Origin of the sequence: Chryseobacterium sp. T16E-39, assembly GCF_002216065.1 — a bacterium.
Taxonomy (GTDB): domain Bacteria; phylum Bacteroidota; class Bacteroidia; order Flavobacteriales; family Weeksellaceae; genus Chryseobacterium.
The window spans coordinates 4,028,781-4,054,392 of record NZ_CP022282.1; the positions used below are offsets into that span (position 1 = coordinate 4,028,781).

General features: G+C 34.7%; 23 protein-coding genes and 11 tRNA genes. 27 read left to right on the top strand and 7 right to left on the bottom strand.

Going from position 1 to position 25,612, the window contains the following annotated elements:
- Positions 1 to 12: 12 nt before the first annotated feature.
- Positions 13 to 1,395 (bottom strand): T9SS type A sorting domain-containing protein, encoded by a 1,383-nt coding sequence (locus CEY12_RS18235; protein ID WP_089029036.1) that lies wholly within the window; start codon positions 1,393 to 1,395, stop codon positions 13 to 15.
- A gap of 610 nt (positions 1,396 to 2,005) precedes the next feature.
- Between CEY12_RS18235 and CEY12_RS18240 the strand changes: the two genes are divergently transcribed.
- Together CEY12_RS18240 and map are read left to right on the top strand one after the other, a co-directional pair.
- The gene (locus CEY12_RS18240; RefSeq protein WP_089029037.1) at positions 2,006 to 2,386 is read left to right on the top strand and encodes a nuclear transport factor 2 family protein; all 381 of its coding nucleotides are present in this window, start codon (positions 2,006 to 2,008) and stop codon (positions 2,384 to 2,386) included.
- A gap of 142 nt (positions 2,387 to 2,528) precedes the next feature.
- Positions 2,529 to 3,293 (top strand): type I methionyl aminopeptidase, encoded by a 765-nt coding sequence (map, locus tag CEY12_RS18245; protein WP_089029038.1) that lies wholly within the window; start codon positions 2,529 to 2,531, stop codon positions 3,291 to 3,293.
- A 76-nt stretch (positions 3,294 to 3,369) separates the two neighbouring features.
- On the opposite strand, the gene CEY12_RS18250 is transcribed toward map, so the two are convergent.
- The 3 genes from CEY12_RS18250 to CEY12_RS18260 form a co-directional block, all read right to left on the bottom strand.
- Entirely contained in the window at positions 3,370 to 4,668 is a 1,299-nt protein-coding gene (locus CEY12_RS18250; RefSeq protein WP_089029039.1) for a DUF2268 domain-containing putative Zn-dependent protease, read from the bottom strand.
- A 184-nt stretch (positions 4,669 to 4,852) separates the two neighbouring features.
- Entirely contained in the window at positions 4,853 to 6,991 is a 2,139-nt protein-coding gene (locus CEY12_RS18255; protein WP_089029040.1) for an outer membrane beta-barrel protein, read from the bottom strand.
- Between the two features lie 213 nt (positions 6,992 to 7,204).
- On the bottom strand, positions 7,205 to 7,690 hold the full coding sequence (locus CEY12_RS18260) for a DUF4822 domain-containing protein (protein WP_089029041.1): 486 nt from the start codon (positions 7,688 to 7,690) through the stop codon (positions 7,205 to 7,207).
- Positions 7,691 to 7,876: 186 nt separating this feature from the next.
- On the opposite strand from CEY12_RS18260, the gene CEY12_RS18265 reads away from it, so the two are divergent.
- From CEY12_RS18265 to CEY12_RS18275, 3 genes are all read left to right on the top strand, one after another.
- On the top strand, positions 7,877 to 8,731 hold the full coding sequence (locus tag CEY12_RS18265; protein WP_089029042.1) for a helix-turn-helix domain-containing protein: 855 nt from the start codon (positions 7,877 to 7,879) through the stop codon (positions 8,729 to 8,731).
- 68 nt (positions 8,732 to 8,799) lie between these two features.
- Positions 8,800 to 9,450 carry an HD domain-containing protein gene (locus tag CEY12_RS18270; protein ID WP_089029043.1) on the top strand — a complete coding sequence of 217 codons (651 nt, stop codon included), beginning with the start codon at positions 8,800 to 8,802 and terminating at the stop codon, positions 9,448 to 9,450.
- 49 nt (positions 9,451 to 9,499) lie between these two features.
- A complete protein-coding gene (locus tag CEY12_RS18275) occupies positions 9,500 to 9,922 on the top strand; it encodes an ester cyclase (RefSeq protein WP_089029044.1) in 423 nt (140 codons plus the stop codon).
- Between the two features lie 86 nt (positions 9,923 to 10,008).
- Here CEY12_RS18275 and CEY12_RS18280 read toward each other — a convergent pair whose 3' ends face one another.
- Both CEY12_RS18280 and CEY12_RS18285 read right to left on the bottom strand, forming a co-directional pair.
- The gene (locus tag CEY12_RS18280; RefSeq protein WP_089029045.1) at positions 10,009 to 10,950 is read right to left on the bottom strand and encodes a hypothetical protein; all 942 of its coding nucleotides are present in this window, start codon (positions 10,948 to 10,950) and stop codon (positions 10,009 to 10,011) included.
- Positions 10,951 to 11,036: 86 nt separating this feature from the next.
- Entirely contained in the window at positions 11,037 to 11,582 is a 546-nt protein-coding gene (locus CEY12_RS18285; RefSeq protein ID WP_089029046.1) for a helix-turn-helix domain-containing protein, read from the bottom strand.
- 124 nt (positions 11,583 to 11,706) lie between these two features.
- Between CEY12_RS18285 and CEY12_RS18290 the strand changes: the two genes are divergently transcribed.
- From CEY12_RS18290 to CEY12_RS18300, 3 genes are read left to right on the top strand one after another with little or no spacing between them, the layout of a single operon-like run.
- On the top strand, positions 11,707 to 12,357 hold the full coding sequence (locus tag CEY12_RS18290; protein WP_089029047.1) for a hypothetical protein: 651 nt from the start codon (positions 11,707 to 11,709) through the stop codon (positions 12,355 to 12,357).
- Positions 12,358 to 12,416: 59 nt separating this feature from the next.
- Positions 12,417 to 12,734 carry a hypothetical protein gene (locus CEY12_RS18295; protein WP_089029048.1) on the top strand — a complete coding sequence of 106 codons (318 nt, stop codon included), beginning with the start codon at positions 12,417 to 12,419 and terminating at the stop codon, positions 12,732 to 12,734.
- Positions 12,735 to 12,736: 2 nt separating this feature from the next.
- Positions 12,737 to 13,525, top strand: a complete 789-nt coding sequence (locus CEY12_RS18300) for a TatD family hydrolase (RefSeq protein ID WP_089029049.1) — start codon at positions 12,737 to 12,739, stop codon at positions 13,523 to 13,525.
- Between the two features lie 164 nt (positions 13,526 to 13,689).
- On the opposite strand, the gene deoD is transcribed toward CEY12_RS18300, so the two are convergent.
- Positions 13,690 to 14,400 carry a purine-nucleoside phosphorylase gene (gene deoD, locus CEY12_RS18305; RefSeq protein WP_089029050.1) on the bottom strand — a complete coding sequence of 237 codons (711 nt, stop codon included), beginning with the start codon at positions 14,398 to 14,400 and terminating at the stop codon, positions 13,690 to 13,692.
- A 473-nt stretch (positions 14,401 to 14,873) separates the two neighbouring features.
- Here deoD and CEY12_RS18315 point away from each other — a divergent pair, with 473 nt between their 5' ends.
- The 19 genes from CEY12_RS18315 to CEY12_RS18390 all read left to right on the top strand — a co-directional run bounded on the left by CEY12_RS18315 (position 14,874) and on the right by CEY12_RS18390 (position 25,589).
- On the top strand, positions 14,874 to 15,527 hold the full coding sequence (locus tag CEY12_RS18315; RefSeq protein WP_089029052.1) for a hypothetical protein: 654 nt from the start codon (positions 14,874 to 14,876) through the stop codon (positions 15,525 to 15,527).
- Positions 15,524 to 16,657, top strand: coding sequence for an AAA family ATPase (locus CEY12_RS18320; protein ID WP_089029053.1), 1,134 nt, complete (start codon positions 15,524 to 15,526; stop codon positions 16,655 to 16,657). Before CEY12_RS18315 ends, CEY12_RS18320 begins: the two co-directional genes overlap by 4 nt.
- Entirely contained in the window at positions 16,630 to 17,373 is a 744-nt protein-coding gene (locus CEY12_RS18325; protein ID WP_089029054.1) for a hypothetical protein, read from the top strand. Before CEY12_RS18320 ends, CEY12_RS18325 begins: the two co-directional genes overlap by 28 nt.
- Positions 17,364 to 19,748 (top strand): hypothetical protein, encoded by a 2,385-nt coding sequence (locus CEY12_RS18330; protein WP_089029055.1) that lies wholly within the window; start codon positions 17,364 to 17,366, stop codon positions 19,746 to 19,748. Before CEY12_RS18325 ends, CEY12_RS18330 begins: the two co-directional genes overlap by 10 nt.
- Complete coding sequence (locus CEY12_RS18335; RefSeq protein ID WP_089029056.1) at positions 19,738 to 21,402, top strand: hypothetical protein; 1,665 nt, start codon at positions 19,738 to 19,740, stop codon at positions 21,400 to 21,402. Before CEY12_RS18330 ends, CEY12_RS18335 begins: the two co-directional genes overlap by 11 nt.
- The gene (locus CEY12_RS18340; protein ID WP_089029057.1) at positions 21,395 to 22,414 is read left to right on the top strand and encodes a tetratricopeptide repeat protein; all 1,020 of its coding nucleotides are present in this window, start codon (positions 21,395 to 21,397) and stop codon (positions 22,412 to 22,414) included. Before CEY12_RS18335 ends, CEY12_RS18340 begins: the two co-directional genes overlap by 8 nt.
- 129 nt (positions 22,415 to 22,543) lie before the next feature.
- On the top strand, positions 22,544 to 22,672 hold the full coding sequence (locus CEY12_RS18345) for a penicillin-binding protein (RefSeq protein ID WP_089029058.1): 129 nt from the start codon (positions 22,544 to 22,546) through the stop codon (positions 22,670 to 22,672).
- A 561-nt stretch (positions 22,673 to 23,233) separates the two neighbouring features.
- Positions 23,234 to 23,306, top strand: a tRNA-His gene (locus CEY12_RS18350).
- A 7-nt stretch (positions 23,307 to 23,313) separates the two neighbouring features.
- A tRNA-Lys gene (locus tag CEY12_RS18355) sits at positions 23,314 to 23,387 on the top strand.
- Positions 23,388 to 23,393: 6 nt separating this feature from the next.
- Positions 23,394 to 23,465 (top strand) — tRNA-Asp (locus CEY12_RS22345).
- Positions 23,466 to 23,533: 68 nt separating this feature from the next.
- Positions 23,534 to 23,605, top strand: a tRNA-Pro gene (locus CEY12_RS22350).
- 6 nt (positions 23,606 to 23,611) lie between these two features.
- Positions 23,612 to 23,685, top strand: a tRNA-Ile gene (locus CEY12_RS18360).
- A 6-nt stretch (positions 23,686 to 23,691) separates the two neighbouring features.
- Positions 23,692 to 23,763, top strand: a tRNA-Asn gene (locus CEY12_RS18365).
- A gap of 226 nt (positions 23,764 to 23,989) precedes the next feature.
- Positions 23,990 to 24,071: transfer RNA gene (locus tag CEY12_RS22355), tRNA-Cys, on the top strand.
- 181 nt (positions 24,072 to 24,252) lie between these two features.
- A tRNA-Tyr gene (locus CEY12_RS18370) sits at positions 24,253 to 24,336 on the top strand.
- A 344-nt stretch (positions 24,337 to 24,680) separates the two neighbouring features.
- Positions 24,681 to 24,754 (top strand) — tRNA-Leu (locus CEY12_RS18375).
- An 87-nt stretch (positions 24,755 to 24,841) separates the two neighbouring features.
- Positions 24,842 to 24,914 (top strand) — tRNA-Phe (locus CEY12_RS18380).
- A 49-nt stretch (positions 24,915 to 24,963) separates the two neighbouring features.
- Positions 24,964 to 25,035 (top strand) — tRNA-Gln (locus CEY12_RS18385).
- Positions 25,036 to 25,103: 68 nt separating this feature from the next.
- On the top strand, positions 25,104 to 25,589 hold the full coding sequence (locus CEY12_RS18390) for a ribonuclease H-like YkuK family protein (protein WP_089029059.1): 486 nt from the start codon (positions 25,104 to 25,106) through the stop codon (positions 25,587 to 25,589).
- Positions 25,590 to 25,612: the final 23 nt, after the last annotated feature.

A 25,612-nucleotide genomic window follows, 5' to 3' on the forward strand; every position in this document is an offset into this window, starting at 1 on the left:
AAATGGTATTAGTTAGTCAACAATAACTTTAAAAGCCTTTATTATTTTTTTGTTTTCCTTAAGAATGACAAGGTATACACCCTGTACATTAAGTTTGTTTTGATATATCTCGGAATTAGAGGCAATTTTTTCGGATGAGAGTATTCTTCCACCTCCATCGTATATTAAAATTTCTAAGCCCTCAGTGGGTGGGAATTTAACAGTGAAAAGAGCATTCATTTTTACCGGGTTGGGATACAGGAGATATTTTAAATCGGAAGTGCCGTCTCCGGGTCCCTTTGTCCGAATAGGAACCTGGTTTCCATTCGGATTTCCGGCACCCGGCTGGGATTCTTTGCTTATGTTTGTGGCAAAAGTGAAGAGAGAGCTGTTTTTTTCTTCAGGAAATGAGACATTTGGATACTCTATGAAGTCCTCTTTGGGTTTACCTTCTATCTTTTGAATTGTACCATCATCATTTTTAATAAGCATCCAATAGTCTAAGGAAAGATCATCAGGGTTCATCAGGTTTTTACCAATCTGAACGGCATATCCTTTTTTAGGAATCGATTTGCCGACAAAATTAATTTCCCAGTTTCTTTTTAAGACTTTTAAACCTTCTTTATCTTCAAAACTGAGATCTTTATTATCATCTGACCAGATAGCAAAGTTGTTATTGTCTAATGCTGAGGTGTTTTCAAAATTGGTTCTTGAAATTCCCTCTCTGCCAATGGTTACAACTTTATCCTCCTGATTTGAAGATTGTTTTTGATAGAGCTCATTGGAATCATCCCGACCTATTCCTGTGGGTCTTTTTTTGAATTCTTTGTGTTTTTCAGGGTCCCAGATCACATCACCGTTGCTGCTAAAATACTTAACGCCTTCCAGTGATATCCCATATTTAATGGAAAGATAAGTGTGGATCCTTTCTAAATCGGTCTTTTTAATCTTTTTGGGAATAAATAATGATTCATAAAGATTAGTATCCTTCAATCTAACACTTAAAGTATCTTTTGCAGAACTTCTGGCATTTTTAGAACCGAGATAGGAAAAGATGCTTGGCTTCATCCTAAGCGTTATAGATTTTCCATTTTTTGAGCTTTTATAAGAGTTGCTGTTAAGCTCGGCAATCACATCTTTGTTGTTCCATATATTTTCTTCATCATTTGAGTTGTGGACAACAATAAGAGTCTGAGAGTCATTCTTATTATATTTTATAGGTTGCGAAATCTGTTCTCTGATATTACAGTGAAAATTAAGAAGAGATTCCTTGTCGCATTTGTTAGTATTACGGGACATTTCAGGTTTTGCTTTTTGCCAAGCTTTATTTTCCTGATTGACGATTTGGGCTTGTAGCGAAAAGAATCCAGCGAAAAGTATTGATAGACATGTGAAATGTTTACTTTTGGTATTCATGTCGTGGTAAATTTGATTGTTAGTTTTTAATTGGCTGTTAAATTAACTAAAATTATGATTTAGTTGATATTTTATTTTGTGTAATTTTGAATTTGTAGTATCCATGGTGTATCTGGTGTTCTTTTTCATCACTTTTTTGTGACTTTTTAAAGATTTAATCGATTTTTTAAGATATTTTGAAAATCATGGTTATTATTTTTTACTATAATCAAAGATGTCATGATTTTCGTTGCCTTACAAATAAATACTTTATAGATTCATGAATTTATATAGGTGATTTTATGATTTGTAATATTTTAATTAGTTGTTTTTCAGTTGTTTGTGTTTGTTGGTTTAATTTTTTTCTCTCTCTATTCTATTTCTTGTTATATGTGTCATTCCAATAGGTTCATATTGATATTTGTCAATGTTTTTTTCGGTCAAAAATCAATGAAAATATTCTTATTGATCATGCAACTTTGTACTTGTAAATGATTATGAAAATTCAGATCTAATTAAAATAAATAGCGAAAATGAAAGCTCAACATTATTCTCACTATCGCTTTTACTTATACTGTCATCTTGTAAGCAGAGCAGTACAGACAGTCCAAACAATTAAATTTCACATTCTATGACAGCAAAAGAATTATTATTGGAATATTTGCAGAACATTCAAAACCCCCAAAGAGTAGCAGAATTGTTTGCCGAAGATGGCGCGATAGAATTGCCTTATTTTAAATCAGTTAACATTCCTCCAAGATACCAGGGGAAGAAGGAGATTGAAACTTTTATTTCAGACCTCTTAGAGCAGGCTCCAACTTTCGAATTTATTAATATCAAAGTATTGATTGAAACCCCGGAGCAAGTATTTGCAGAATACGAAATCAATACAGTTTTTAATGGTAAGCCTTACAAACAATTGTATATGGGACGACTGGTTTCTAAAAACGGAAAGATCGTTTTACTTCGGGAAGCATGTGATACTGTACCCATTGAAAGACTTAAAAATTAAAATTCAAAATTCAAAATCGGCAAGGCTACTACATTTAAACTAAAACATTTTAATTCACTAACTTTGTTGCTCCAAATGAGCACGTAACTATGTCAGCCATAGTCATGAGGCTTGGAAAATTATATGAATTAAAAATATAACAATGTCAATAACAAACGAATCCGAATTAGCAGGAATGCAAAAAGCAAGTGAAGCGGTTGCCTATACCTTAAAGGAGATGATCAATTATACTCAGCCTGGTATGACGACTAAGGAGCTTGATGAGTTTGGAGCAAAAATACTTTCCGATTTTGGTGCGAAATCGGCACCTTATCTTACATATGGATTTCCAGGATGGACGTGCATCAGCGTAGATAATGAATTTTGCCATGGTATTCCGACTGAAGAGAGAGTTTTAAAAGAAGGAGACTTGATTAATATTGATGTTTCCGCAGAATTAAATGGATTCTGGGCAGATAATGGAGGGTCTTTTATTATTGGAAAGGACATCAACCAGCACCAGAAACTGGTGAACGCTTCTAAGGATATTTTAGAAAAAGCAATCAGTAACATAAAGGGCGGGGTCAAAATAGCAGATATTGGATTGCTTATGGAGACTGAAGCTAAAAAAAGAGGTTTTAAGGTTATTAAAAATTTAGCAGGACATGGCATCGGAAGAAGTCTGCATGAACAGCCTGATGAATTGTTTAATTATAAAAATCGTTTTGATTCAAGGAGATTCAAGAAAAATTCCGTTGTTGCAATTGAAACATTTATCTCGACCTCTTCCAATTTAGCTGTTGAATTGAGTGATGGATGGACAATGGTAGGAAATAACGGGGGATATATGGCGCAACATGAACATACGATTGTAGTGACTGATGGTAAGCCAATCATTTTAACTGAAATGAATGGAATATTGAATTAAAAAAATTTGGTATTTAAAAAATATAGAAGCCATTGACAAATAAAGTCAATGGCTTTTTTGTAAGAATATCTGGTCTTTATTTCGTTTTGAATCTTATAGTCTGACTATCACCGATAAGAGGATGCCCATCTTTTGACATAAATTCATTGCCAATAATAAATTCGTATTCGCTGTCAGGTTTTAGACTCATTTCCATAACAAGAATTTTATCATCGTTTTCAAATCCGATTGTTTTTTTAAAAGGAAATACTTCCTTTCCTTTCTCAGAAAGCTTTATTGACATTATTTTTGTATTCATTTCCTTTGAAAATACAATTCGGAATTCTTTCGTCGCGGGATCAACATTTACTGAGCCATTTTCAAAGGGTTGGGTTTTTATAACATAAGGTGATTTTTTCTGATACTCTTTTACTAATTCTTCTTTATTAAAACCTTCTTTATAGAATTTGGATTTTCTCAAAAACTCTTCCACAGTGTGATCATCACCATAATTTAATTCTATGATATCTTTTATTGCCTGTTTCTTATTTTTAGCATTTTTATAATAGCTTTTGGAAATTTCGTAACCCATAAAATAACCAAGATCGGCAGCCTCTCCTTTCTGATTACCATTATAAAGCCAATTAGTGTATGAATTAGAAAACATTTCTTCTTTAAATAATTTTTTCAATTCCGGAAAATGAGCTTTACCATAAGTGATATATTTTCTTTGCAGAGGTTTTTGTAGAACCAATTCTGTAATGAAGTCACAAGAGCCTTCCCTGATGACTTGGTTTATAAGTGTATTGCCTTTTCTTGGTTTTTGTTGGGTATGAACATATTCGTGGATATTTACAGAAACAATGTTGTTAAGATCCTGAGAGGCAAAAACATTTTTCAGCCAATTGCTTTTAAATTCAGAAACATCTGTTTCAGGTGTCGCCATTGAAATTTCTGCTCCTATCAGAACCATATTATCTGTGATGGTTCCTCCTGAGTTTAGGGCACCTATTGTAAAATACATATCAGAATTTTTGAGGTCCGGATAAAGTTTTTGAAAGCTCTGAACTGCACTCTCAAATTCCGTTATCTTATTTTTAACTGTTAAGGTATTGGACCTGATGGAATTCCAGAACTTTGGATATTCTTCAATTGATTTTATGTAAAGAGAATCGTTATAATCTCTCAATTTCATAAATTCTTTTAAACCCTTTGTGCCTTTGTCAATATAAAGCTTATTGATGAAGTTCAATTTTTTTGAAAAGTCATGAGTTTTTTGGATGCTGTCATAAGCCACCCAGAAGTTGTCAATATCGGATGTGAAAATTTTGTTTGAAGATTGGGAATGAAAGAGTCCAAATAAGAACGTGAAAAGGAAGAGGAAAACTGATTTCATTAGTTATTTTTATTATAAAACAATGTGGAAGTTAAATTTGTTACATTGGGAATGTATGTTTCCATTTTATGATGTAAACTACATTTGGTCTTTATCTGGTCATGGGATGACCTTTAATATAACAGAAAAGAACTTTTTGAATTTAAAAAGTTCCTTTCGATTTATTAACAATTAAAAATTTTATTTACTTTTCACCGCCGCCACCTTTTTCAACATCGGTCTTGGTGTTGGTTTTTACTTTCTGGTTTCCGAAACGCTTTACAAAGGAAAGTGAAATTCCGTACCAATCCGATTGTGCAGAATCTCTGAAAGTTCCCACCGGACTGAAGGTGGTTGTGTCAAAATTAGGTCGCTGGAAGATATTCATCAGCTGAAGGCTGACTTCCATTTCTGTTTTTGGAAATATTTTTGTTACCGAAATATTATGAAAGATGTTGGTGTTATTTGCATAAGAATTTCCATTATTTTGATTAGATACTTCAACCCATGCACTTAAATTAATGTTCTTATTAAACAGATTGGTATAGGAAAGATTGGTGGATCCTCCCCAATAGCTGACGTAGTTTCTTGCCTTTAAATCATTTCTTTCATTAAAGTCACTGTTATCAATATAATACCAGCCAAATCCTACGTTTACACTAAATTTATTCTTTAGGAAAGTCTGATTGGTGCTCGCAAAGAGGTAATATTTCTGAACTTTTCCACTGAAATTACCAGGATAGGTAATTGTTTTGTCTCCCTCAGTAGTAAAGGTTGTCCAATAGTCCTGCTTGGTGAACATATACCTTGCAGAAAGGAAATATTTTTTCAAAATTCCGAACTTCATATAAAGACGGTCACTTGGATTAGGCTGTAAGTCGAGATTTCCTCTGGAGTAAATTCCATCATTATTCGGGATAAGAAATGGGTTAAACTCTGTATACCACGGACGCCAGATATTCCGATTATAAGTTAGGCTCAGATCATATTTGTCTGAAAAAGAATATTTCAATAATAAATTAGGGAGGAAAGTTCCGTAAGAATCTCTTCTTGAAGTACCTGCCACGTCCTGTCTCAGTTTGAAATCAATATATTCATAGCGTATTCCGATTCTGGTTTCCAGTTTTTTAAAGAAGGTTTTACTGAAGTTAGCATATAGGGAATTGATGTTATCCTCATAATGAAAACGATCATTTTTTTGGAGTGATCCCAGTTTATTTCCAGTCAGGTCATTAGGTGCGATATTATTGTTGAAATCCATTTTTCCTCCCGCTTCAAAAGTTGCTCCTGATTTCCCCAACGATTGCGTGTAATCTATTTTTAGGTAATAATTACGGGTCTGATTATGAATATTGACTCCTATCTCATCAGGAATAGGGAGGTTACTGAAAGTTTTTGTAAATTCATTATCCTCTTTTCGTGAATTATAGTTGGTGCCCAAGTTAACATCTAAAATTCTGTTCTTTTCCTTATCATAATATTTATAAAAAAGATTGGTTCCCAAAGTACGGTTTGTACCCGTTAAGTATTGATTCTGATTATAAGAATATTTTAAAGAATCATTGGCATAGTTGGTCGCATTAGCCTCTGATGAAGAAATTACTTTACTTTGGTTATATTCCAGAATAAATCCAATATTATTTTTATCATTCAACTCAAATTCAGAAGTAGAAGAAATAGAAGGAGTTTTACTTTTATCTGAATTTAATGTATTGATGCTTGTCACTTCATTGTTTTTATACAAGGAATTGGTGATCGAATTTCTCTGAACCCATGTATTGTCATTGTAACCTCCAATAACCGTTTGAGTAAATTTTTTCTTATGATAATTAAGATTAAAGTTTGAGTATTGCGAATTTTTTCTGTTTTGTCTGTTGTTCAAGGTCACACTTCCTTTTATTCCCTCATCGTCCCTTTTTTTCAAAACAATATTGATGACTGATCCAGTCGTTTCATAACGTGAAGAGGGGCTTGTGATTACCTCGATTTTCATCAGGTTGTCTGCCGGTATCGTAGCCAGATATTGCTTTAGTTCTTTTCCTGTAAAAACCGATTTTCTGTCGTTGATATAAACAGTAACATTTTCGCCTTCTGCTTTAATAGCATCATTATTATCAATACTTACCAAAGGAGTCATTCTGAGAACATCCCATGTCGTATTTCCAGCCAGAATGGAGCTGTTGGAGACATTAAAAACCGTTCTGTCAATTTTAGATTCTACCGTTGGTTTTCTTACTACTAACGTGACCGCTTCTATATCTTTTTGTTTAACCGTATCTTTTTTTGCCTGAGCAAAAGCTAAAGAAGCAGTTAATATGGTGATTATCGATATAATTCTTTTCATTTTCCTGGGAAGTTTCAACTAATAAGACAACTGTTAGGTGATATATGTTACATAGATATTAAAAAAAATGAAAAAATTAACTTTAAATTTAAAAAATAGTGATGTTTATTTGATATTTTGGGGTTAGATGAAGTAGATATTTAAGGAAATCAGGCTGCCTTAATAACAAAACCTGCTTAACTAGCAGGTTTTGTTATTTATTTAAAAAGAATACTAAGGCTCAGGATGATTCGTTGGAGTGTGAATGATATCATAGTATACAGATAGATTATTAGCATCAGGGTATATTCTGTATGTAAATTCCTGTTTTGTTAAAACGATAATTTTTACAACTCTGGTGAAAAGAGCATTTCCATTGGCATCTTTTGTAGTAATCGTTCTGGTGGAACCATCAGCTGAAACCGACCAATCCCCGTGCATTTTTGGAGAATTATCCAGGTTAAACATGGTAAACGTACCATTTGTTTTAAAATAAGCAAATCCTACAAAATTAGAGACGTTGGTATCGGTTAAGGCTACGGATGCTCCCTCCTGATTTTTAGCATTGGTTGTTTCCCAAGGAGTGGAGGATAATAGCTGTGAAGGAGTGGATTGTGGTTCCGTAATCACGATTTCCTCTTCGTCGTCAGAGCACGAGGCAACTGTCGTTATGACAGCTAATAATGTCAGCAAATAACATAACTTTTTTAATATTTTCATAATGGATAGGTTTTAAACAGGACAAACTTATCCTTTATAAGAATCAAAAGATTGTATGAACTATTTCTTTTGTTGTAAAAAATATCATTGATTATTGCTATTCAGTTATATCAAAAATGATATAGCTGATCAACAATAAAAATTTTTGATATTTGTACATTTGATAATCCAAGATGAGAATATACCATGTATGATGAAACGCTTATTCTTGATAAAGAGATAAAGGATTCTTTTCAGGTCAGGAAAATTACCCGTTCGGTTTTTAAAAATGCCGGTATGGTAAGTGTTATCTATAATCGTGTATTGATTATTCATGAAGGAAATGGGAAAATTATTATTGATGACGAGCAATATGATATTACAGGCTCAGAAGTATTCGTCATATCCAAAGGTCAGCTATTTTCCTTTTCTTCTCTTACTCAATTATCCGGATTTGAGATAAGCTTTGGGGATTGTTTCTGGGAAAAAGCACCTTCAAGCGCATCTAACTGTAAATTATTGCTTTTTAATGACGCTGCTCTTCATCAGAGATTGCCCTTACGTGAGAAGGATTTTTACGATCTAAATCCCGTTTGTGAAATTCTTTTAAAGGAATATTCCGATGCAGACTATCCCAATAAGTTAGATGCTATGGCAGCTTATTTAAAAATTCTGATGATTAAACTGGCCAATGCAATGCCCTCATTTCAGCAAGGAATTGATGATTTTGATAATCAGATCTATCGTAGGTTTTTGGAACTGGTCAATACCCACTACAACCAGATGCATGATGTATTATATTATGCGCAAAAACTGTCTGTAACACCTCGTAAGCTTTCCGAAATATCAAAAAAGAAAAGTGGTAAAGGCGCTAAGGAAATTATTGCAGGACAGGTGATTGCCGAATCGAAGCGCCAGTTACAGTTTTCGGCTAAAACCGTAAAAGAAATAGCTTATGATCTTTCCTTCAGTACACCAGAACAATTCAGCCATTTTTTTAAAAAACAAACCAATACATCACCGCTTGATTACCGTAAGATTTTCGTAAATATTGGCAGGTAATACGAAGATTCTGACATTCCGGTCATAGACATACTCACCTATTTTTGTATCTATTAAAATATAAAAATATGTCAGTTCAAAGATTAAAAAATGTTGCAGGAATTGCCATTCCGGACAGTAAAATTGCTACAGAAGCTACCGAGTTATTATTAGAACACGGAACCGAATTCATCTATAATCATTCCCTGAGAGTGTTTCTTTTTTCTTCATTGAATGGAAAAAGGAACAATATGGATTATGATGAAGAACTTCTTTATGTAAGTTCTGTTTTTCATGACCTTGGCTTGGTACCTCATTATAGCAGTCCAGATTTAAGGTTCGAGGTTGATGGAGCGAATGCAGCAAGGGATTTCCTGAAAAGTCATGGGCTTCCAAAAGATCAGCTACAATTGGTTTGGGATACGATAGCATTTCATACAACAATTGGAATCGCAGAACACAAAGAAAATGAAGTTGCCCTTATGTATTCGGGGGTAGGACTGGATGTTATGGGAGAAGGCTATGAGCACTTAAGCGAGGCCAACCGAAATGCAATTATAGAGGCTTTTCCTAGAAATGATTTTAAAAATAAAATTATTCCTACATTCTTTGATGGATTTAAACACAAGACGGAAACTACTTTTGGTAATATAAAAGCTGATGTATGTGCTTTTATGATTCCTAATTTTGAAAGAAAAAATTTCTGCAATTGTATTTTACATTCTCCATGGAGTGAGTAGACCGTTTTATTGTAAATTTACATATAAATGAAAAATATCACCATAGCATATGGATTTACAACTTGAAAAGAACAAGGAGATCGTAAGACGTTTCAATAAGGAAGTTATTGAGGAAGGTAATGTTGAGGTCTTTGAAGAATTAATGGATGAGCATTTCATCAACCATTCCGCTCCGCAGGGTGCTGATAATAGAAAACAGGGAATGATTAATACCTTTAATGGGGTGTTAAGGCCAGCAATGCCTGATATTCAGGTGACTATTCTTCAACAAATTGCTGAGGGAGATCTTGTAACTACAAGAAAAAATATCTCTGGAACCCACACCGGAAATTTCATGGGGATTGCACCATCGCATAGAAGAATAAGCATCGATGTTATTGATATTGTTCGTCTTAAAAATGGAAAATACGCAGAACATTGGGGGATTAATAATTTATCAGTTGTTTTAGCACATCTAAAAAACGATCAGTAATCATTCATGGAAAAAAAAATCCTTATCGATAAATGATAGGGATTTTTATTAGTTCTTAAAATTACTTTCAATGGATAGAATGCATCTTATTGTATTTTAAATTTTTCATTTTTACAGTCAAGAATCACTTTATGATGTAGAAACAGTTTGTTTCCAACCATTCCCTGCATACCGGAAAATTTCATCAGTAAATTTTGAACACCGGAAGTTCCTTCAATATAAGTTACCTCCTGAAGCCTTAAACGGGTATTGCTAAATTGGATTTCCTTATTAGCTTTAGCAGAAATAATGTCCAGGGTCGCCCCCCACGAATTGCCTTTTTCCTTTTTTAAAATACTGTTTTTCGTTTTATATTTTTCCCAGTTTTCTTTGTTGGTAATGAGTTCATATGCACTGGTTCCACTGTCATACATTACTTTCAGGTTCTTCTGATCGATTTTTGTGGGAAGAAGTATTTTCCTTTTTTTAAATTCAAAATCATTAAAATCAATTTCTGAAACACTATCAACAAAAGAACAATAGTTATTGGGAAAATCCAAAACAATGATCCTCTTTTCCAGAAGGTCTGTCCCTATTGTCCCGATAATATTTTTGGCATCAGGATCTTGGTAATTCACCTTGCTCCCATAGTCAAGTAGTTGAAAATCATGAGATGAAATAATCATGTCACCAACATTCATATTCAGATTAGCCGTTCTATGGTCAATATTCTTTAACGGAGAGAAATGCGGAAAATTTGTAATAATAGATTGCAGGGAATGAGAATAAAAAACAGTGACCGGAGATCCAAAATCCAGCTGCATATATAGTGGGTAATCTACACCTTTAATTTTGATGGGAAGAAGTACAGCTGCATAAGGTGTATCTCCATCCGAAATCCACAATAAAGGAATTTTTTTTGCATTTCCTGATACCGTTAAATAATTTTCAGGGGGTGTAAATTTCTTATTAAAATAAACATATCCACCAATGCCTGAAAGAATAAGAATAAGCAAAAATATCACTACAATTTTCTTAAATATTTTCATTTTATTTTTTTCTTCAAGATTCGGAATTTATCAGAAGAATTATTGGTAAAATGAGATGACAATCTTACGTCAATTGTGTGCCAGCTTTATAAAATGTTGTTTTTCAGTTTTATGTATACTTTTCCTTTTTGATTTAAACTCATTCCATTTTTAAAAATGATAAACAAATTGATGGCAATGAGAATAATCAATACGGGAAGAAATATGGGAACTCGGGTGGAAATAGATTTCTGAATAAAAGGACAGATGATCATCAGAATACTGGTAAGGGCAGTCCATATAATCTGAATGGATAGTATGTCTTTGCCAAGTTTTCTGGTATTAAGATCTTTAGTTTTATAAGTTAAAAAAGCGGGAAGAATAATATTAGTAAATGGGATAAGCAAAAATAATGAAGCTGAAATATTAATAAGCTTTGCGCGGCTGATATCTGCCTCCTCATGACCTTTAGGTGACAGTATTCCGTCCGGCGATACTTCAAGAGCTTCAGCAAGGGATCTTAAAGTAAATCCTTTGGGAATATGGCCTGCTTCAATACGCTGAATAGTTCTTAAAGATAATCCGGATCTTTCTGCAAGTTCATTCTGGGTCAGATTTTTTTGTTCCCTTAATTTTTGGACCATGCTACTCATCAATGCTTTTGTTTATGAGGTCTTTGTTGTTATTAAAAGGATGAAAGATAAAAATAATAAGAGGAATTTATAGCTATATTTTTATTAAAGAGAAAAAATCTGCTATTTTGTTTAAATTTTTTAAATGAGCAGCATTCAACCATGTTCTTTATTTTTTTCAAACTCCTGGAAAGAAAACTATGGAGCTATTGTTAAAGACGAGCATCTACAGAACGTGGACAAAAATATTCTTGGATGGAAGACTGGGACTTTAGATTGGGATTTTCCGTATTTCAATGAAGAGATTAAAATAAACCGTGAGCAAAGCTTCAATCGTTTTATTTCTATTTTGGATAGTAAAAACTCCGATTCAGTTAAAGCTGGAAACCTGGAAAAAATTCCATTTGAATGCTGGCTTGATATTCTGGGGCAGCGGTTTACGTCAGCAAGTATCCGTGATGAAACAGCCATTCCTCCGCTGAAAAATGTTCTGATTGATAGTTGCCTGGAGCCCTTTAATGAAGAAATTACGGTTGCTCAGAGAGCCTGGGAAAAACATATTGGAAGAACCGAAGATCTGTTTTGGGGTAAAAGTATTGGTAATAACCTGCAAAAACAGGGAAAAGTGATGGAGAAAATTCATTATATCATCGACAATAAAACATGGTGGAATGTATTTTTTCATTACAAGCATGGCCTCGTTTATGAAATAAGAGAAAGAGAAGGACATGGCATTCGCTGGAGTCATGGAGGAACCCAACTAATTGGTTTTCTTGAAACTTTTATCAATGATTAATATATGCAACGTAAAAAGATTGCGTAGTAACGTGTTTATTTTGTGAAAATTTTCAGATCATGAAAAATATCTATAACAAAGGAACATTTCGTGCCCACGAATATGGTAAAATAGGACCTTATCTGAAAAGATATGGAAATAAGAAATGGCGAAGGACTGTACAGACTGAAATAGAGGATCAGCTCTGTGAGCTTATAAAATTTCGGAAATCAAGAAAGCGAAAACAAAGAATGATCTGGGTAAAAATCACTAAAGAAATCAATGGTACAAAACGTTCTCATCATAAAAAATTTTATACCGAAAAATCTTTAAGAAGTGCTGTAAATAGTCCCCACGTTGTAAGATATTTTTACATGACTGATAAAACAACAAAATAAAAATGAATACATACATTGATATTGGCATTAATTTGACCAATAAACAGTTCAATAATGAACATGATGAAATAATTAACCGGGCTCTGGATAATGGAGTGGAACATATGATTCTTACGGGAACCAGCGTGCGCGGGAGTAAAGAATCTGCTGACATTGCAGAAGGATATCCTGAAATTTTATTTTCCACTGCGGGAATCCATCCCCATGATGCAAAATCGTTCAATGATCACAGTAGTAAGGAACTCAGGGATTTATTGAGGCTTTCTCATGTCGTCGCCGTAGGAGAATGCGGATTGGATTTTGATCGTGATTTTTCACCCAGACCAGCTCAGGAAAAATGTTATCGGGCACAACTTGAATTGGCTATAGAAACTGATAAGCCTTTATTTCTTCACGAAAGATCCGCATTTAAAAAATTTAATGAAATCACAGACGAATTCCTGTCAAGTATTCCCGAAGCCGTAGTCCATTGCTTTACAGGTACTTTAGAAGAGGCAAAAATATATCTGGATAAAGGTTTTTATCTCGGATTCACGGGAGCAATAAGTGATGAAAGAAGGTTTAAACATTTGGAAGATGTCATCAGGTATATTCCTTTAGACAGGATGATGATTGAAACAGACGCACCGTTTATGCTGCCGAAAAACGTTTCATCCCGAAATCAGAACCGGAGAAATGAGCCTGCTTTTTTACCGTATGTTGCACAGACAATAGCCCGGTTAAAGAAAATAAGCATTTCTGAAGTGGCAGAAGAAACCACAGAAGTTGCCAGGAAATTTTTTAAGGTATAAAAAAGAGCTCTACTACAATTAGTAAAGCTCTTTTTTATTTTGGTTAAATGGTTGCTGAAAGGCAAAATCGAAAAACTGCAGAATCATTAAATCTTAATACCCTTTTTAATAAAAGGTTCTGTAATTAAGCGATTGTACTGTTTAGCAAATCAGCATTTTCGCCATTAAATACACTTCAACGCAGACTCCAGCGCCAATTCAATCATCGGTTTTAAAGCAGTTTCTCTCTGATCTGCTGAAATCTTTTCGTGAGTAGGGATAATGTCGGTTACTGTCAGAATAGTAGCTGCATTTTTTCCTAAATGTTGGGCATTGGCAAATAATCCGAAAGCTTCCATTTCTACAGCCGGACAATCATATTTCGTTGCAATGGCAGGAACTGTAAAATCCTTTCTGTAGAAAATATCACTGCTGTGAATCGTAACGGCTTTAGCTTTTAAAGAAAGTTCTTCTGCTGTTGCATTGATTGTATCAAAAATGTTTCCCTGATGAGAAAGATTATCACCTTCAATTTCCCAGGCATATTTTGCGTAGGTACTCTCACTTGCTGCACTTTCAACATTTAAAATATCATATACTTTCAGGTCAGTTGTATAAGCTCCACAGGTACCAATTCTGATAATAGTTTCTACATCGTATTCCGTATACAGTTCGTAAGAATAAATTCCTATACTTGGAAAGCCCATTCCACTTGCTCCTACACTAATTTCTTTTCCTTTGTAAAGGCCCGTATAATATAGAATACCTCTTGTTTTACTTACCAGTTTTGCATTTTCTAAAAAGTTTTCGGCAATATATTGTGCACGAAGCGGATCCCCCGGCTGCAATATAACTTTAGCTATTTCTCCTTTTTTTGCACTAATGTGAATACTCATAATCTTATTTTGAATGGGGACAAAGATAATAACTTTTAGTTTGACAATGTCATTGTGGAGAGCGAAGCAACAAAATGATCTCAATAAGCAAAAAGACAATAAAAAGACTAAAAAGTTGAAAAATAGGAGTGTTCTTTTTTATTACAATACAATATTTGTCATTCTGAACGCATTGAAAGAATCTCAATACTAAAAAATAAAACTAAATTCTCACAGAATACCTAGGTAGGACCACACAGCAGAATTGTCATTCTGTAAGAATCTAAACAAATTAAAACTGTTATTATTTTTTTAACCAAATTGTGGACAATCTGGATTCCTACGGAATGACAAGATAGCGTTTATAGATTTTAGCCAACGAAAAGCTCACATGTATTTTTGTTATGGATTGATCAAAAAAGTAAATATTATTTAATTTCTGAATCATTTATATAAAAATTTTATTCTCAAAGAAATAATTTTATTTTTGTTAGATGACCGAAAACACATCTCCTTTTCTGGATACCCTTTTTCTTCTCCGTAAGGAAGAATGTATCTCTGTTTTTTCAGATATTCAAAAGATTTCGGCAAAAGAAGAGCAGGATGCATCTGATTATTTTGAAGCAGAATTTGAAAAAGAAAGGTTAGAATTTCTGTCCGACCGGATAACCTATAATAAAGAATCGGCTATCTGGGCTGCAAAGGTCCTTTACTATGCTGCTCAATTATATTTGATCAGAGAAAATACAGCAAAAGACCTGGACCTTTTAATCCCTGAGTTTACAGGAACGAAAAATGCATTCTCTCAGCTATCTGCTGATCTCTCCCTGAGATTTTTACCACAAATAGTATCAGCTCTTCAGGTTTTGGATCCTGTCGATCCTTTGATAGGGAGATTGGAAAGTATTTTGCTACAGTTTCACTATTCAGGAATTGGATATGATCTTGATCTTGGAAAAATAGATTGGGAGGATGAGCTGAAAGAACCAACATACCGTAAATTATACATAGAAAGAATTGTTGAAAAGAAAGCCTATAGATTGGCTGAGATTCCATATATTAATCAGTTGTTGATGGCAGAATTTGGCTTGCATAAAGACGAATTTTGGCGAGAATTAAAAACTATAAACGAAGAAGAAAACAGATGATTCCGAATATTACAAAACTCAATACCGTACTTAATTACGTAAAAGATACTTTCGTAGGAAAAAATGATGTCGTTGATCTCTTGGGGATCTGCCTTTTGGCGAGAGAAAATGCTTTTTTATATGGCCCACCAGGGACCGCAAAATCTGCTATTATAAGAACCTTGTCACAGACCGTTAAAGATGGAAAGAACTTCGAATATTTACTGACGCGCTTTACAGAACCCAATGAAATTTTTGGTCCTTTTGATATCAGAAAGTTGAAAGAAGGGGAGCTTCTTACCAATACGGAAGGAATGATGCCCGAAGCTTCCATGGTTTTTTTAGATGAAATTTTTAATGCCAATTCAGCGATTCTCAATTCCCTGCTAATGGCTCTGAATGAAAAGATCTTTAAAAGAGGTAAGGAGACCAAGCACCTTCCCGCTTTAATGTTTGTGGGAGCAAGCAATGTATTACCGGAAGATGAAGCATTAAACGCATTGTTCGATCGTTTTCTTATCAGGATTAATGTAGATTATGTAAATCCGGAACTTCTTCAGCAGGTGCTTTTGGCGGGACGGAAATTGGAAAATATAGTTGAAACAGATATTCCAGGGATTCAGGCAGATGAAATCAGGGAACTTCAGAACCTCTGTAAAACAGTAGATCTGAAACCTATTTATGAAGTATATCTGAATACGATCATGAGCCTCCGAAATACGGGAATTGCCATTTCTGATCGTAGAGCAGTAAAAATGCAGAATCTGATTGCTGCAAGTGCCCTGATTTGTGGAAGAAATGAAGCCATTCTTTCTGATCTGTGGGTATTGAAACATATCTGGGATACAGAAGAACAGATTGAAATTCTGGAAGGAATCATTAACAGAACCATTGAAAAAGACGAAAATCCAAAGAGCCATCCTCAGGCATTACACAATAAAACACCGAATCCTGAAGAAGTAATGAAAGATGTACAGATTCTTACGGAGAAATGGGACAACGGATCATCAACTTTTGAAGAGCAGAACGTCATCAAGGATAAACTGAGATACCTCCAGACTCGTTGTGACTGGATCAAAAATCCTGAACAGAAGCAATATATCCAACAGGAAATAGAACGTTTATGGCAAAGGATCTTACAGAGCGTATAATAGATTTTTGGGCAGAACTGCCTCGTGCTGATGAAGATTTTTTAGGATCTATCAGGGACTGGAAGAATATTCAGATAGCAGTGGAGGATGATACGATCTGGCTTAAAGGTTTTACTGAAGAACAGGCTGTTTCTCCGGAGGTACAGCAATTGCCGGATTTCATTTTATATGAACTCCGTAATGGATTATTATTTAAAAAGTCGGCTTTGGTTCCTGCGAAGAAAATAAGGACGGCTTTGTTATGGTCGCCAATTGATAAAGCTTTACGCCTTGTTTTTCCACCTTCTAATCAGAATTTTTTTGGAATAAAGGAAAAAATAAAAATACAATTAAAACCGAGTACTGAAGAACAACCTGCCGTAGCATTATTAAGTCTGATATCGCAGATTAATGATATGGTCATTGCATTGCCAAAATTTAAACTCGAGAGAAATGAATGGATCGTTATTGAAGATAAAGCACTATTCCTGGGGATACCTTTATTGAGTTTACCTGGAAAAACATATTGGGAGAAAGATGGACATCTTTTACCCACCGGATTTGATTTTGAATTTAAAAATTTAAGTCCTTTACTTCAACGGAAATATAATGAACACCTGGATCAATGGCTTTTATGGAATGAAGACGGCAGCTATTTATCTATTGTTAAAAAAGATTTGAAAAAGTTGTCAGCAAGTTCTTACCGCCTCACACAAAAAGCGAAAGAATGGAATTAAATGAATATTTCCAATCCTATGAAGGGTATTTTTGGGAATGGAATACGGATGTAGATGTCCATGATGACTCAGGTTATCATGAGAATAATCTTGTTTCTATTCCAAATGTTGGTGCTATCGCTTACAGGCCCTACCTCATTGAGGTGCTAAAAGAATTACAGCAACAGGGAATTCCCCCTTTTGGAACGTTATTGCTGGTGCTGTACGCAACGCAGGAAGGATACCTCAATTTTGATGGACTTTCCTATTATTTAAAGAAAATTGAGCAGGAGACAAAAGCTAATATTGAGCTTGATTGCATCATCAATTTTTTAGAAAATCTTAATAAATTAGGAAAGTCTTATAAAAAAGGACAGAATAGAATTCTTCTGTTACAAGTGCTTTTTAATGATGCACATAACAGGATGTCTCCGGCATCCAGTGCTATTCTTCTGAAAAAGTTTGCGAAAAATCCATATGCTCTTTCCAAGAGTGCTGAAAAAATACCAATGACACCGTTATTTGTATTGAGAGACACCAGAATTTTAGTCTGGCTCAATGAAAAATTTCCGACGGTTGAATCAATGATCTATGCAATGAAAGGGTTTAGCAGTGAACCGGAATTGGATGATGAGATCGCAGAGGAAGAAATAACGGTGGAATCAAGTAAGGATTTTATCCAGGAATTAACCGAGGAGCCTAAAACATTTCAGGTAGGGAGTCTGATTAAAAGAATCTGGAGTGGACTCAAAATTCCGATGCGTCATCTTTCTCCTGGTGAACAGCCAATAGGAGGGATTTCCGATATGTCAAATAAAGGAGATTTTCACAGGATGCTCTTGTCAGAATTTGCCAATGAAGATGAGGTTTTTATGAGCAGGGTAGCAAACAATGAAACACTTTATATCCAAAGGGAAGTACCTCCTGAAGAAAATGTCTTTGAGAGAATTATTTTAATAGACACTTCTTTGAGAAACTGGGGAACCCCAAAAGTGATAGCTTATGCATCTGCAATTGCAGTTATAAAACATCCAAAAGCTCATTCAGAGTGTCAGGTTTTTACGCTGGGACAAACGAGTGTTCCTATTTCTCTTGACCGTGTAGAAAATGTGGTCGATCATTTGAATCAGGTAAGCCCGGTATTAGATGTTTCTCAGGCGCTTGATCAATTTTTTAAAGATGAACACACGGATAAGGATCTTGAAGTATTTTTTATCACCAATCAGGAAAATCTGGCCAATGAAAATTTACAAAGGGTCATTCATGAAAACAGGGATCGGCTTAAGTTTGTTGTAACCACTTCAACTGAAGGGGAGGTCAATTTTTTCAAACATCATAAAGGAACACGGAAGCATATTCAGAAAATTGTACTTCCATTACAGGAGTTATGGGCCAATCCACCACAGCGGAAACAGAAAGCCGATCAGGAATCTGTAAGTGGTAAGAAAACCGATGTTCCAAAAAACTATCCTATTTTGTTTCCCACTCCGGTTAATAAAATAGCTACCTTTTTATATGAGGGTGAGTTTTTTATTTTAAGCAATAAAAAGCAGTTGCTTAGAACCTATTTATCCGATAATTATTATAACAAAGACTATTATGACCGTTACAGAATACATCGGGGTTGTGAAGTTTTAATTGAAAATATTTCCATTAAGCCCCGGGGGCAGTTTGCTTTGGCGAAGAACAAGCAGCAGCAGTTTATTTTATGCCAGTACCAATCTGATAAAAATATTATTTCTAAACTCAACCTGAATACAAAAGAATATTCTGAGCTTAATCTGACTGGGAAAAATATTCCTGATGATTACCAATTGATTTATTTCAATAAAAGTTTCTATATGCATCATGCTGAATCTGACTGGATTTATCATATCAACATTGATGGGAATATTTCAATCGAATCTGTGAAAAATGATAAGGAAATTGCTAAGAATCACTCGAAAGTGGAAACGGAGATGAAGAAACTGGCCAATAACGGGATCAAGGTTTTAAACAATTTTAATAATATCGGAATCAATTCAGAAAATAGCTTGGTCATCTCGAATAACAGATTGACAAAGGTTTATGATAATTCTTTAACCTTATACAGGAATAATCACCCGATAAAAATAGCTGCAAATCAGTATAAAAATAAATTTACTTTTTCAGATGGAAGCGAGATCATTACAGACTCCCGTGGAATTTTAACGTTTAAAAGCAGTAATAAAAACATTCCGGTATTTTATATTCCTTCCACAGAACATGGCTTTCTTTCTCTGGCAACAAATACCGAGTTTGGAGGAGCAGAATATTATCTGCCGGAAACGACTCTACTCAAAATGAAAACAGTCGGGGACATGTATTCCGATTATATGGAACCGTTTATCACTCAAATTTTGGAATATGGAACTTAGAATAAAACCTTTTCCAAAAAATAATTATCCCAAGAAGGGTCTTTTGATTAAGAGTTCTTCACCATCGGTGTGGCTGAGAGAAATGGATGTGTTGGAAATTGATCTTAATCAGGTACAAACATTTGCGATCCCCTCTAATGAGCCTAATGTCCTCTACGGATGTTTTATTGTTTTTAATAATTCCGCTCCCCAGGAAATTGGAAAGAATTCTTATTTTCAATGTGTGGATGATGTATTGTTTATTCCGGAAAATTCTACTTTTTATCCCAAGGTTAATCCTGAAGACTGGCATCATATTGATTCTATATTTCTTATCATCCATCCCGAATTTGGGATGGTGAAATTAAAAGAAGAAATAGATTGGATCTCCTTACTGGATGAATCTGTAAAAGCTCAGGTTTCTATTAAAAAGCCATTGAATGGAGTGTACATTCCCAAGGAAATTAAGAGTTATACAGTCGAGATTGATGATGAGAAAATGATGGAATCACTCCAACAATCTCAGACAGAAGAAGAGTGGATGAAAAATCTTCCTTTTGATATGAAGAAAGTGATGGCGGGGAATAAAAAAGAAATAGAGAAATACCTAAAGTATATTGAGAAATATCCGGACAGAGCTGTAGATCTGGGTGTTCCTTTGGATATTCTCGGGACTTCAAGAGGAGATGGCTGGGGAAAATTTATATTTAATAATAGCTGGCTGAACCGATTACTGGGAAGGAATAATGGAGGCGGCAAACCCAGAGATTACAGATGGGTTCTGGTTGCTTTGTGGATTGTGATTATTGGTGGAAGGGTAATTATAGGTTTTACCAAAGATACCCCCAAGACTGAAGCTCCTGCTTCTTCAGGAAATGTAGTATCTAAAGATGCTTTAAAAAATCAGAATCCGGATAGAATAGCTTTTGAATCTGGGCTAACTGAGATTGATATGAAAATTGATTCCCTTTACCATGATGAAAGAAAAGAATTAACAAAAGAATATGCGGCTGCAGCTTCGAAAGGGCCTCGTGCCAAGGAATTGATAGAAGTAGAAAAGAAGCTCGAGAACTACAGAACAAAAGAAAATAAGACAAGAGATTTTCTTAAAAAAATATACAACAGGAAAATCGCAAAGCATGTTGAAAGCAAATCCACGGAATTTCAAAGGAGGATTTCGGATTCTCTTAAAAGAAAAAATCCGGACAAGCCTGTTAACCAAGGTGTCGTAAAAAGTGTCTGGACGAAGAAGCGGGTCCTTATGGAAGATTCTTTAGGACGGCTGTACGGAACGTTGGGAGGTATAGAGCCTCAATTTACGTCTGGTCAGAATACCAATACAAAGAAAACATTGAATACTGAAAACTCTTCATCACAAAAGATTTCATTCTCTGAAATTGTTTGGTTAATTATTCTGATTATTGGAAGTGTAGGTCTGTATTCCTATTTCTTCAGAAAAAAAACATTAAATATAGGAGGAGAAAACGTTCCAGGTGGGGTTAAAATATTCCTGGCTATTATTTTGGTAGGAATGCTGATCTATCTTTTCTACCCACTGATTGAAATGTATGGCTACAACTGGTTTGTATGGCTTTTGGTTGTGTGTGTGATCCTGCTTATCTATCGTTTATTCAGTGAAGATAAAACCATTTTAAAATCCGACAAAGATGAATAAGCAGAAGTTTATAGATAAATTTATCAGAGCATTTTTTATCCTGGTATTTCTTAAGATGTTGGGACTGACTGCCCAGCTGTTTCATCAGAGTTTCTGGAGTGTATTAGGTACCCTGGGGATTTTTCTTATCGTAGCTGTTATTATTTTACTTGTCATAATTAGTCTTAAGGATAAAGAAAAAGGGGATCGGAATTCAGGAAGGAGAGGAAGCTCCGGTGGAAGCTTCTATCTTGAAAATTCACTTTTTGACAGGATCCGCAGTAAATATGAAGAACTGGCCGAAAAATATATAGCGGACGGTGATTATAAAAAAGCGGCAAAAGTTTATATGAACCTTCTTCAGGACAATTACCGCGCTGCTAAAACACTGGAGAATGGAGGATTATATAATGAAGCTGCGGTTATTTATCTTAAAAGGTTAAATAATAAATCGGATGCTGCAATCTGCTATGAGAAGGCAAAACAATACAGAAAAGCAATTGATCTTTACAAAGAATTGGAGCAGAAAGAAAAGGTGGGTGATCTTTATAAAGAGATGAATGATATAAAAAATGCTCATATTTATTACCGGATGGTTGCGGATGATTTTGTTGAAAATAGTCAGATGGTAAAGGCCTCACTGGTATACCGGAAAAAAATGGAAATGCCGGAAGAGGCTCAAAAGGTTTTGTTAAAAGGCTGGCAGGAAAATAAAGATACATTCAACTGTTTGAATAATTACTTTGCTAATATTTTTGACCATAAAAAATTAGAAACTGAAATCCAGGCTTTGTATAACGAAACACCGTCAGACAAAAAACTGATCTATCTGGAAGCAATGAAGTATGAGTTTAAAAAGAATTCTTCCCTGCAGCTGGTGACAAGAAACATAGCTTATGAGATCATTTCGGAAAAAGTGGAAACCCATTCAGAAATTGTAAACGAGCTAAAGTACTTTAATCCTGATGATCCGCTTATTTTAAAAGATATTTCCAGGTATAAGACAGGAAGGAATAAAATGTTTAGGAATTAGGATTTAAAATTGAAAGATTTAGATGTTTCAATCTCATTTTATAAGTACTTTTTATAATCTGCAGAGAAGCTGAGGTTCCTGAAGCGACCATTTTATTAAGAAAAATATTATCTTTGCCAACATAAAATTATGACAAAACAAAGCGCACATATCAATGTAAATCTATGCGATTGCCCTATACTAAAGGGATCGTTTGGATATGAATGGACGATATGGAATGAGGCAAAATGTGCTGACTTTGGAAATTATTTACTGTAAACTCGTAAAGATTTAATCAAAATACTGCAAAAACGCCTCGATTATCGGGGCGTTTTTTGCGTTTTTAGAAGAGAAATTATTTAGAATGAAAAAAAATAACCAAAAAAGTGAAAATTTTTAATTAACGATGGAATTTTAATACAATAAAATAGAGTGATAAGAAAACCGGTGAGAGACAGTCATTTAGGTAATTAAAGGATCTGCAAAAAATTGCGGACAGGAATTTGCATGTCTTTATTTGAGTTTAAATTACTGATTTTCAAATAGTTGAATTAAAATTTTATTTGCGAATTCGAAAAAATCATATTTACTTTGCAACCGAAAATTAAAAGCAACAGGCTTTCTGGTTTTCAAAAATGTTTAAAACAAAAAAATATAATGAAACAATTACATTACATAATTAACCGCAATTCAAAACTACAGGGACAAGAGCCGAAGGGCTTCGCTTGTATTCTTGATCGTGAATTTATGAATGAAAGGTGCTTATATACGTGGGTCGACTAACGGCTTGATCCGTCAAAATATATACAGCACCTCCCGAAAAGAGGTGCTTTTTTTTATGGTTTCTTTAGCTTATTTGGTAAAGCGTCGGTTTGTGGCACCGGAGAACAGGGTTCGATCCCCGAAGATACCCAAAGTACAATCTCATAGCTCAATTGGTCAGAGCACCGGTCTTTTAAACCGGGGGTTGAAGGTTCAATTCCTTCTGGGATTACAAAAAGGTCTATTGAGGTAATGGCTAACCTGCCCGACTGTCTCTTGGGCACTGCGAGTTCGATTCTCGCATAGACCGCATAGGTTCATGGAAAACTTTGGCTCCGACTGTCTCTCGGAAAAGAAGTTGGAAACTGAACCTTAAAACTGGAAAGATAACGGTGGTTGTTTACCCGCCTTGGACGCGGGAGGCCATAGGTTCGAATCCTATTTTCCAGACAATTTGATTTCGTAGCTCAATTGGTTAGAGCATTGGTCTGATACGCCGAAGGTTGAAGGTTCAAGTCCTTCCGAAATTACAAAAAGATTTTGTAGCTCAATGGTAGAGCGCTGGCCTGTTAAGCCTGAAGTTGAAAGTTCGAATCTTTCCAGAATCGCAGACAACTAAATGTTAATTGTTTCGAAAGAGAAGAAAAAAGGTAGGTCAAGAGCAGAAGATCTTTACGCCAAATACAGAAAATACCGACTGCCTTTTTCTTTTTTATGAAATTGAAAATATTATTAGAAGATGAATAATAGAGAGTTTATACATTCACTATCAACTATCAACTATCAACTATCAACTATCAACTATCAATTATCATTTATAATCAATAAAAATCTGATGGTTCGCCGAAGTGGAAGAGTCGGGGCGGTCTGCAAAACCGTTGCATAAGCTGAGTGGGTTTGAATCCCATAGCCATCTCAAATAACTAAAATGAGATTAGTTCCGGAGAAAAAGTAAAAGTTTGTCGAGCGCAGAAGTTCTTATATCAAACAAAAAAATCAAGACAAGCTTTTTCTGACTCCACATTTTAGGCAGGGGTTAGATAATAGAGTGAAGTAAAATATCATTTAGCTATTATCGATCATCATTCATAAAGAAAGGAAGTGCGCCGGAGTTGGAGAGTCGGGGCAGACTGTAAATCTGTTGCTTTATTGCTGAGTAGGTTCGAATCCTACCACTTCCACAACAATCAACTGATAATGTAATGGCAGCATGCAGGAACTGTACTCTTGTCGCTTAGGTTCGATTCCTAGTCAGCTGATTATTATTAATAAGAGATAAAAGATAAACGATAAAAGATGGTTGATAAGCCTAAATGCCAATATAGGATCAATTATCAATAATCATTTATCAATTATACATAAAGAAAGAGGAAAGAGAAAAGTTTGTCAAGCGCAGAAGATCTTTACAAACACTAACAAGCAAAAGTTTATATAGACAGGCTTTCTCTAACCTTAATTATCAGTGACAGATGATAAAGATTATATCTTATCCATTATAATTTATTATTTATCATTGGTAAAATCCGCGGGAATGGCGGAACTGGCAGACGCACTTGATTTAGAATCAAGATACTAAGGGTTCGAATCCCTTTTCCCGTACAATATTGTTAATTCATAAAAATGTAAATGATAATGTGGTATTTATAAATAATTATCACTTATCTATGATCATTTATAATAACATCCGGATCAGTGGTGTAGTAGGTCTGCACGTTAGTCTGAAAAACTGAAGGTACAGGTTCAATTCCTGTCTGTTCCACGAAAATATAGGTAATAACTTATCATTTATAACTCATAACTCAAGATATTGATTCATAGTGTAATCGGTAGCACACAAGACTTTGACTCTTGTTGTTCAGGTTCGAGTCCTGATGGGTCAACAAAATAATTTACAAACCTCATTTATCAATAATAAAACAAATGTGTAAAACTTAAAAAATTTAAAAAAATGGAAACGCAACAAGAAATATGGCAAAATATGAGAGGGAAATTTTTCCACCAGGCTATCACTCAGTTGGTAGAAGAAGCCATCATCCGTGAACAGGCTAATGGACATCGACTTAAAGTTTGTGTAGGATCAGACTCTCATGTATATGGAGATTCTATTAGCTATGCTACAGCAGTAGTATTTATTCGCGAGGGAAAAGGAGCGTTTACTTTTATTAGAAAACAAAAGGAATTACAAACCATCAGTATTAAAGAAAGAATGCTTAATGAAGTGAACAAGTCCGTAGAAATTGCTTATGCAATCTGTCCTGTTTTGGATGCGTACGGAGTGGAAATGGAAGTGCATGCAGATATCAATACAGACCCGGAATTTAAATCCAATGTGGCATTAAAAGATGCAATGGGATATATTTTAGGAATGGGATATGTGTTTAGGGCTAAACCTTTTGCTTTTGCGAGTTCTAATTGTGCTGACATTATGGTATAATACAGCTATAAATTCACATGATG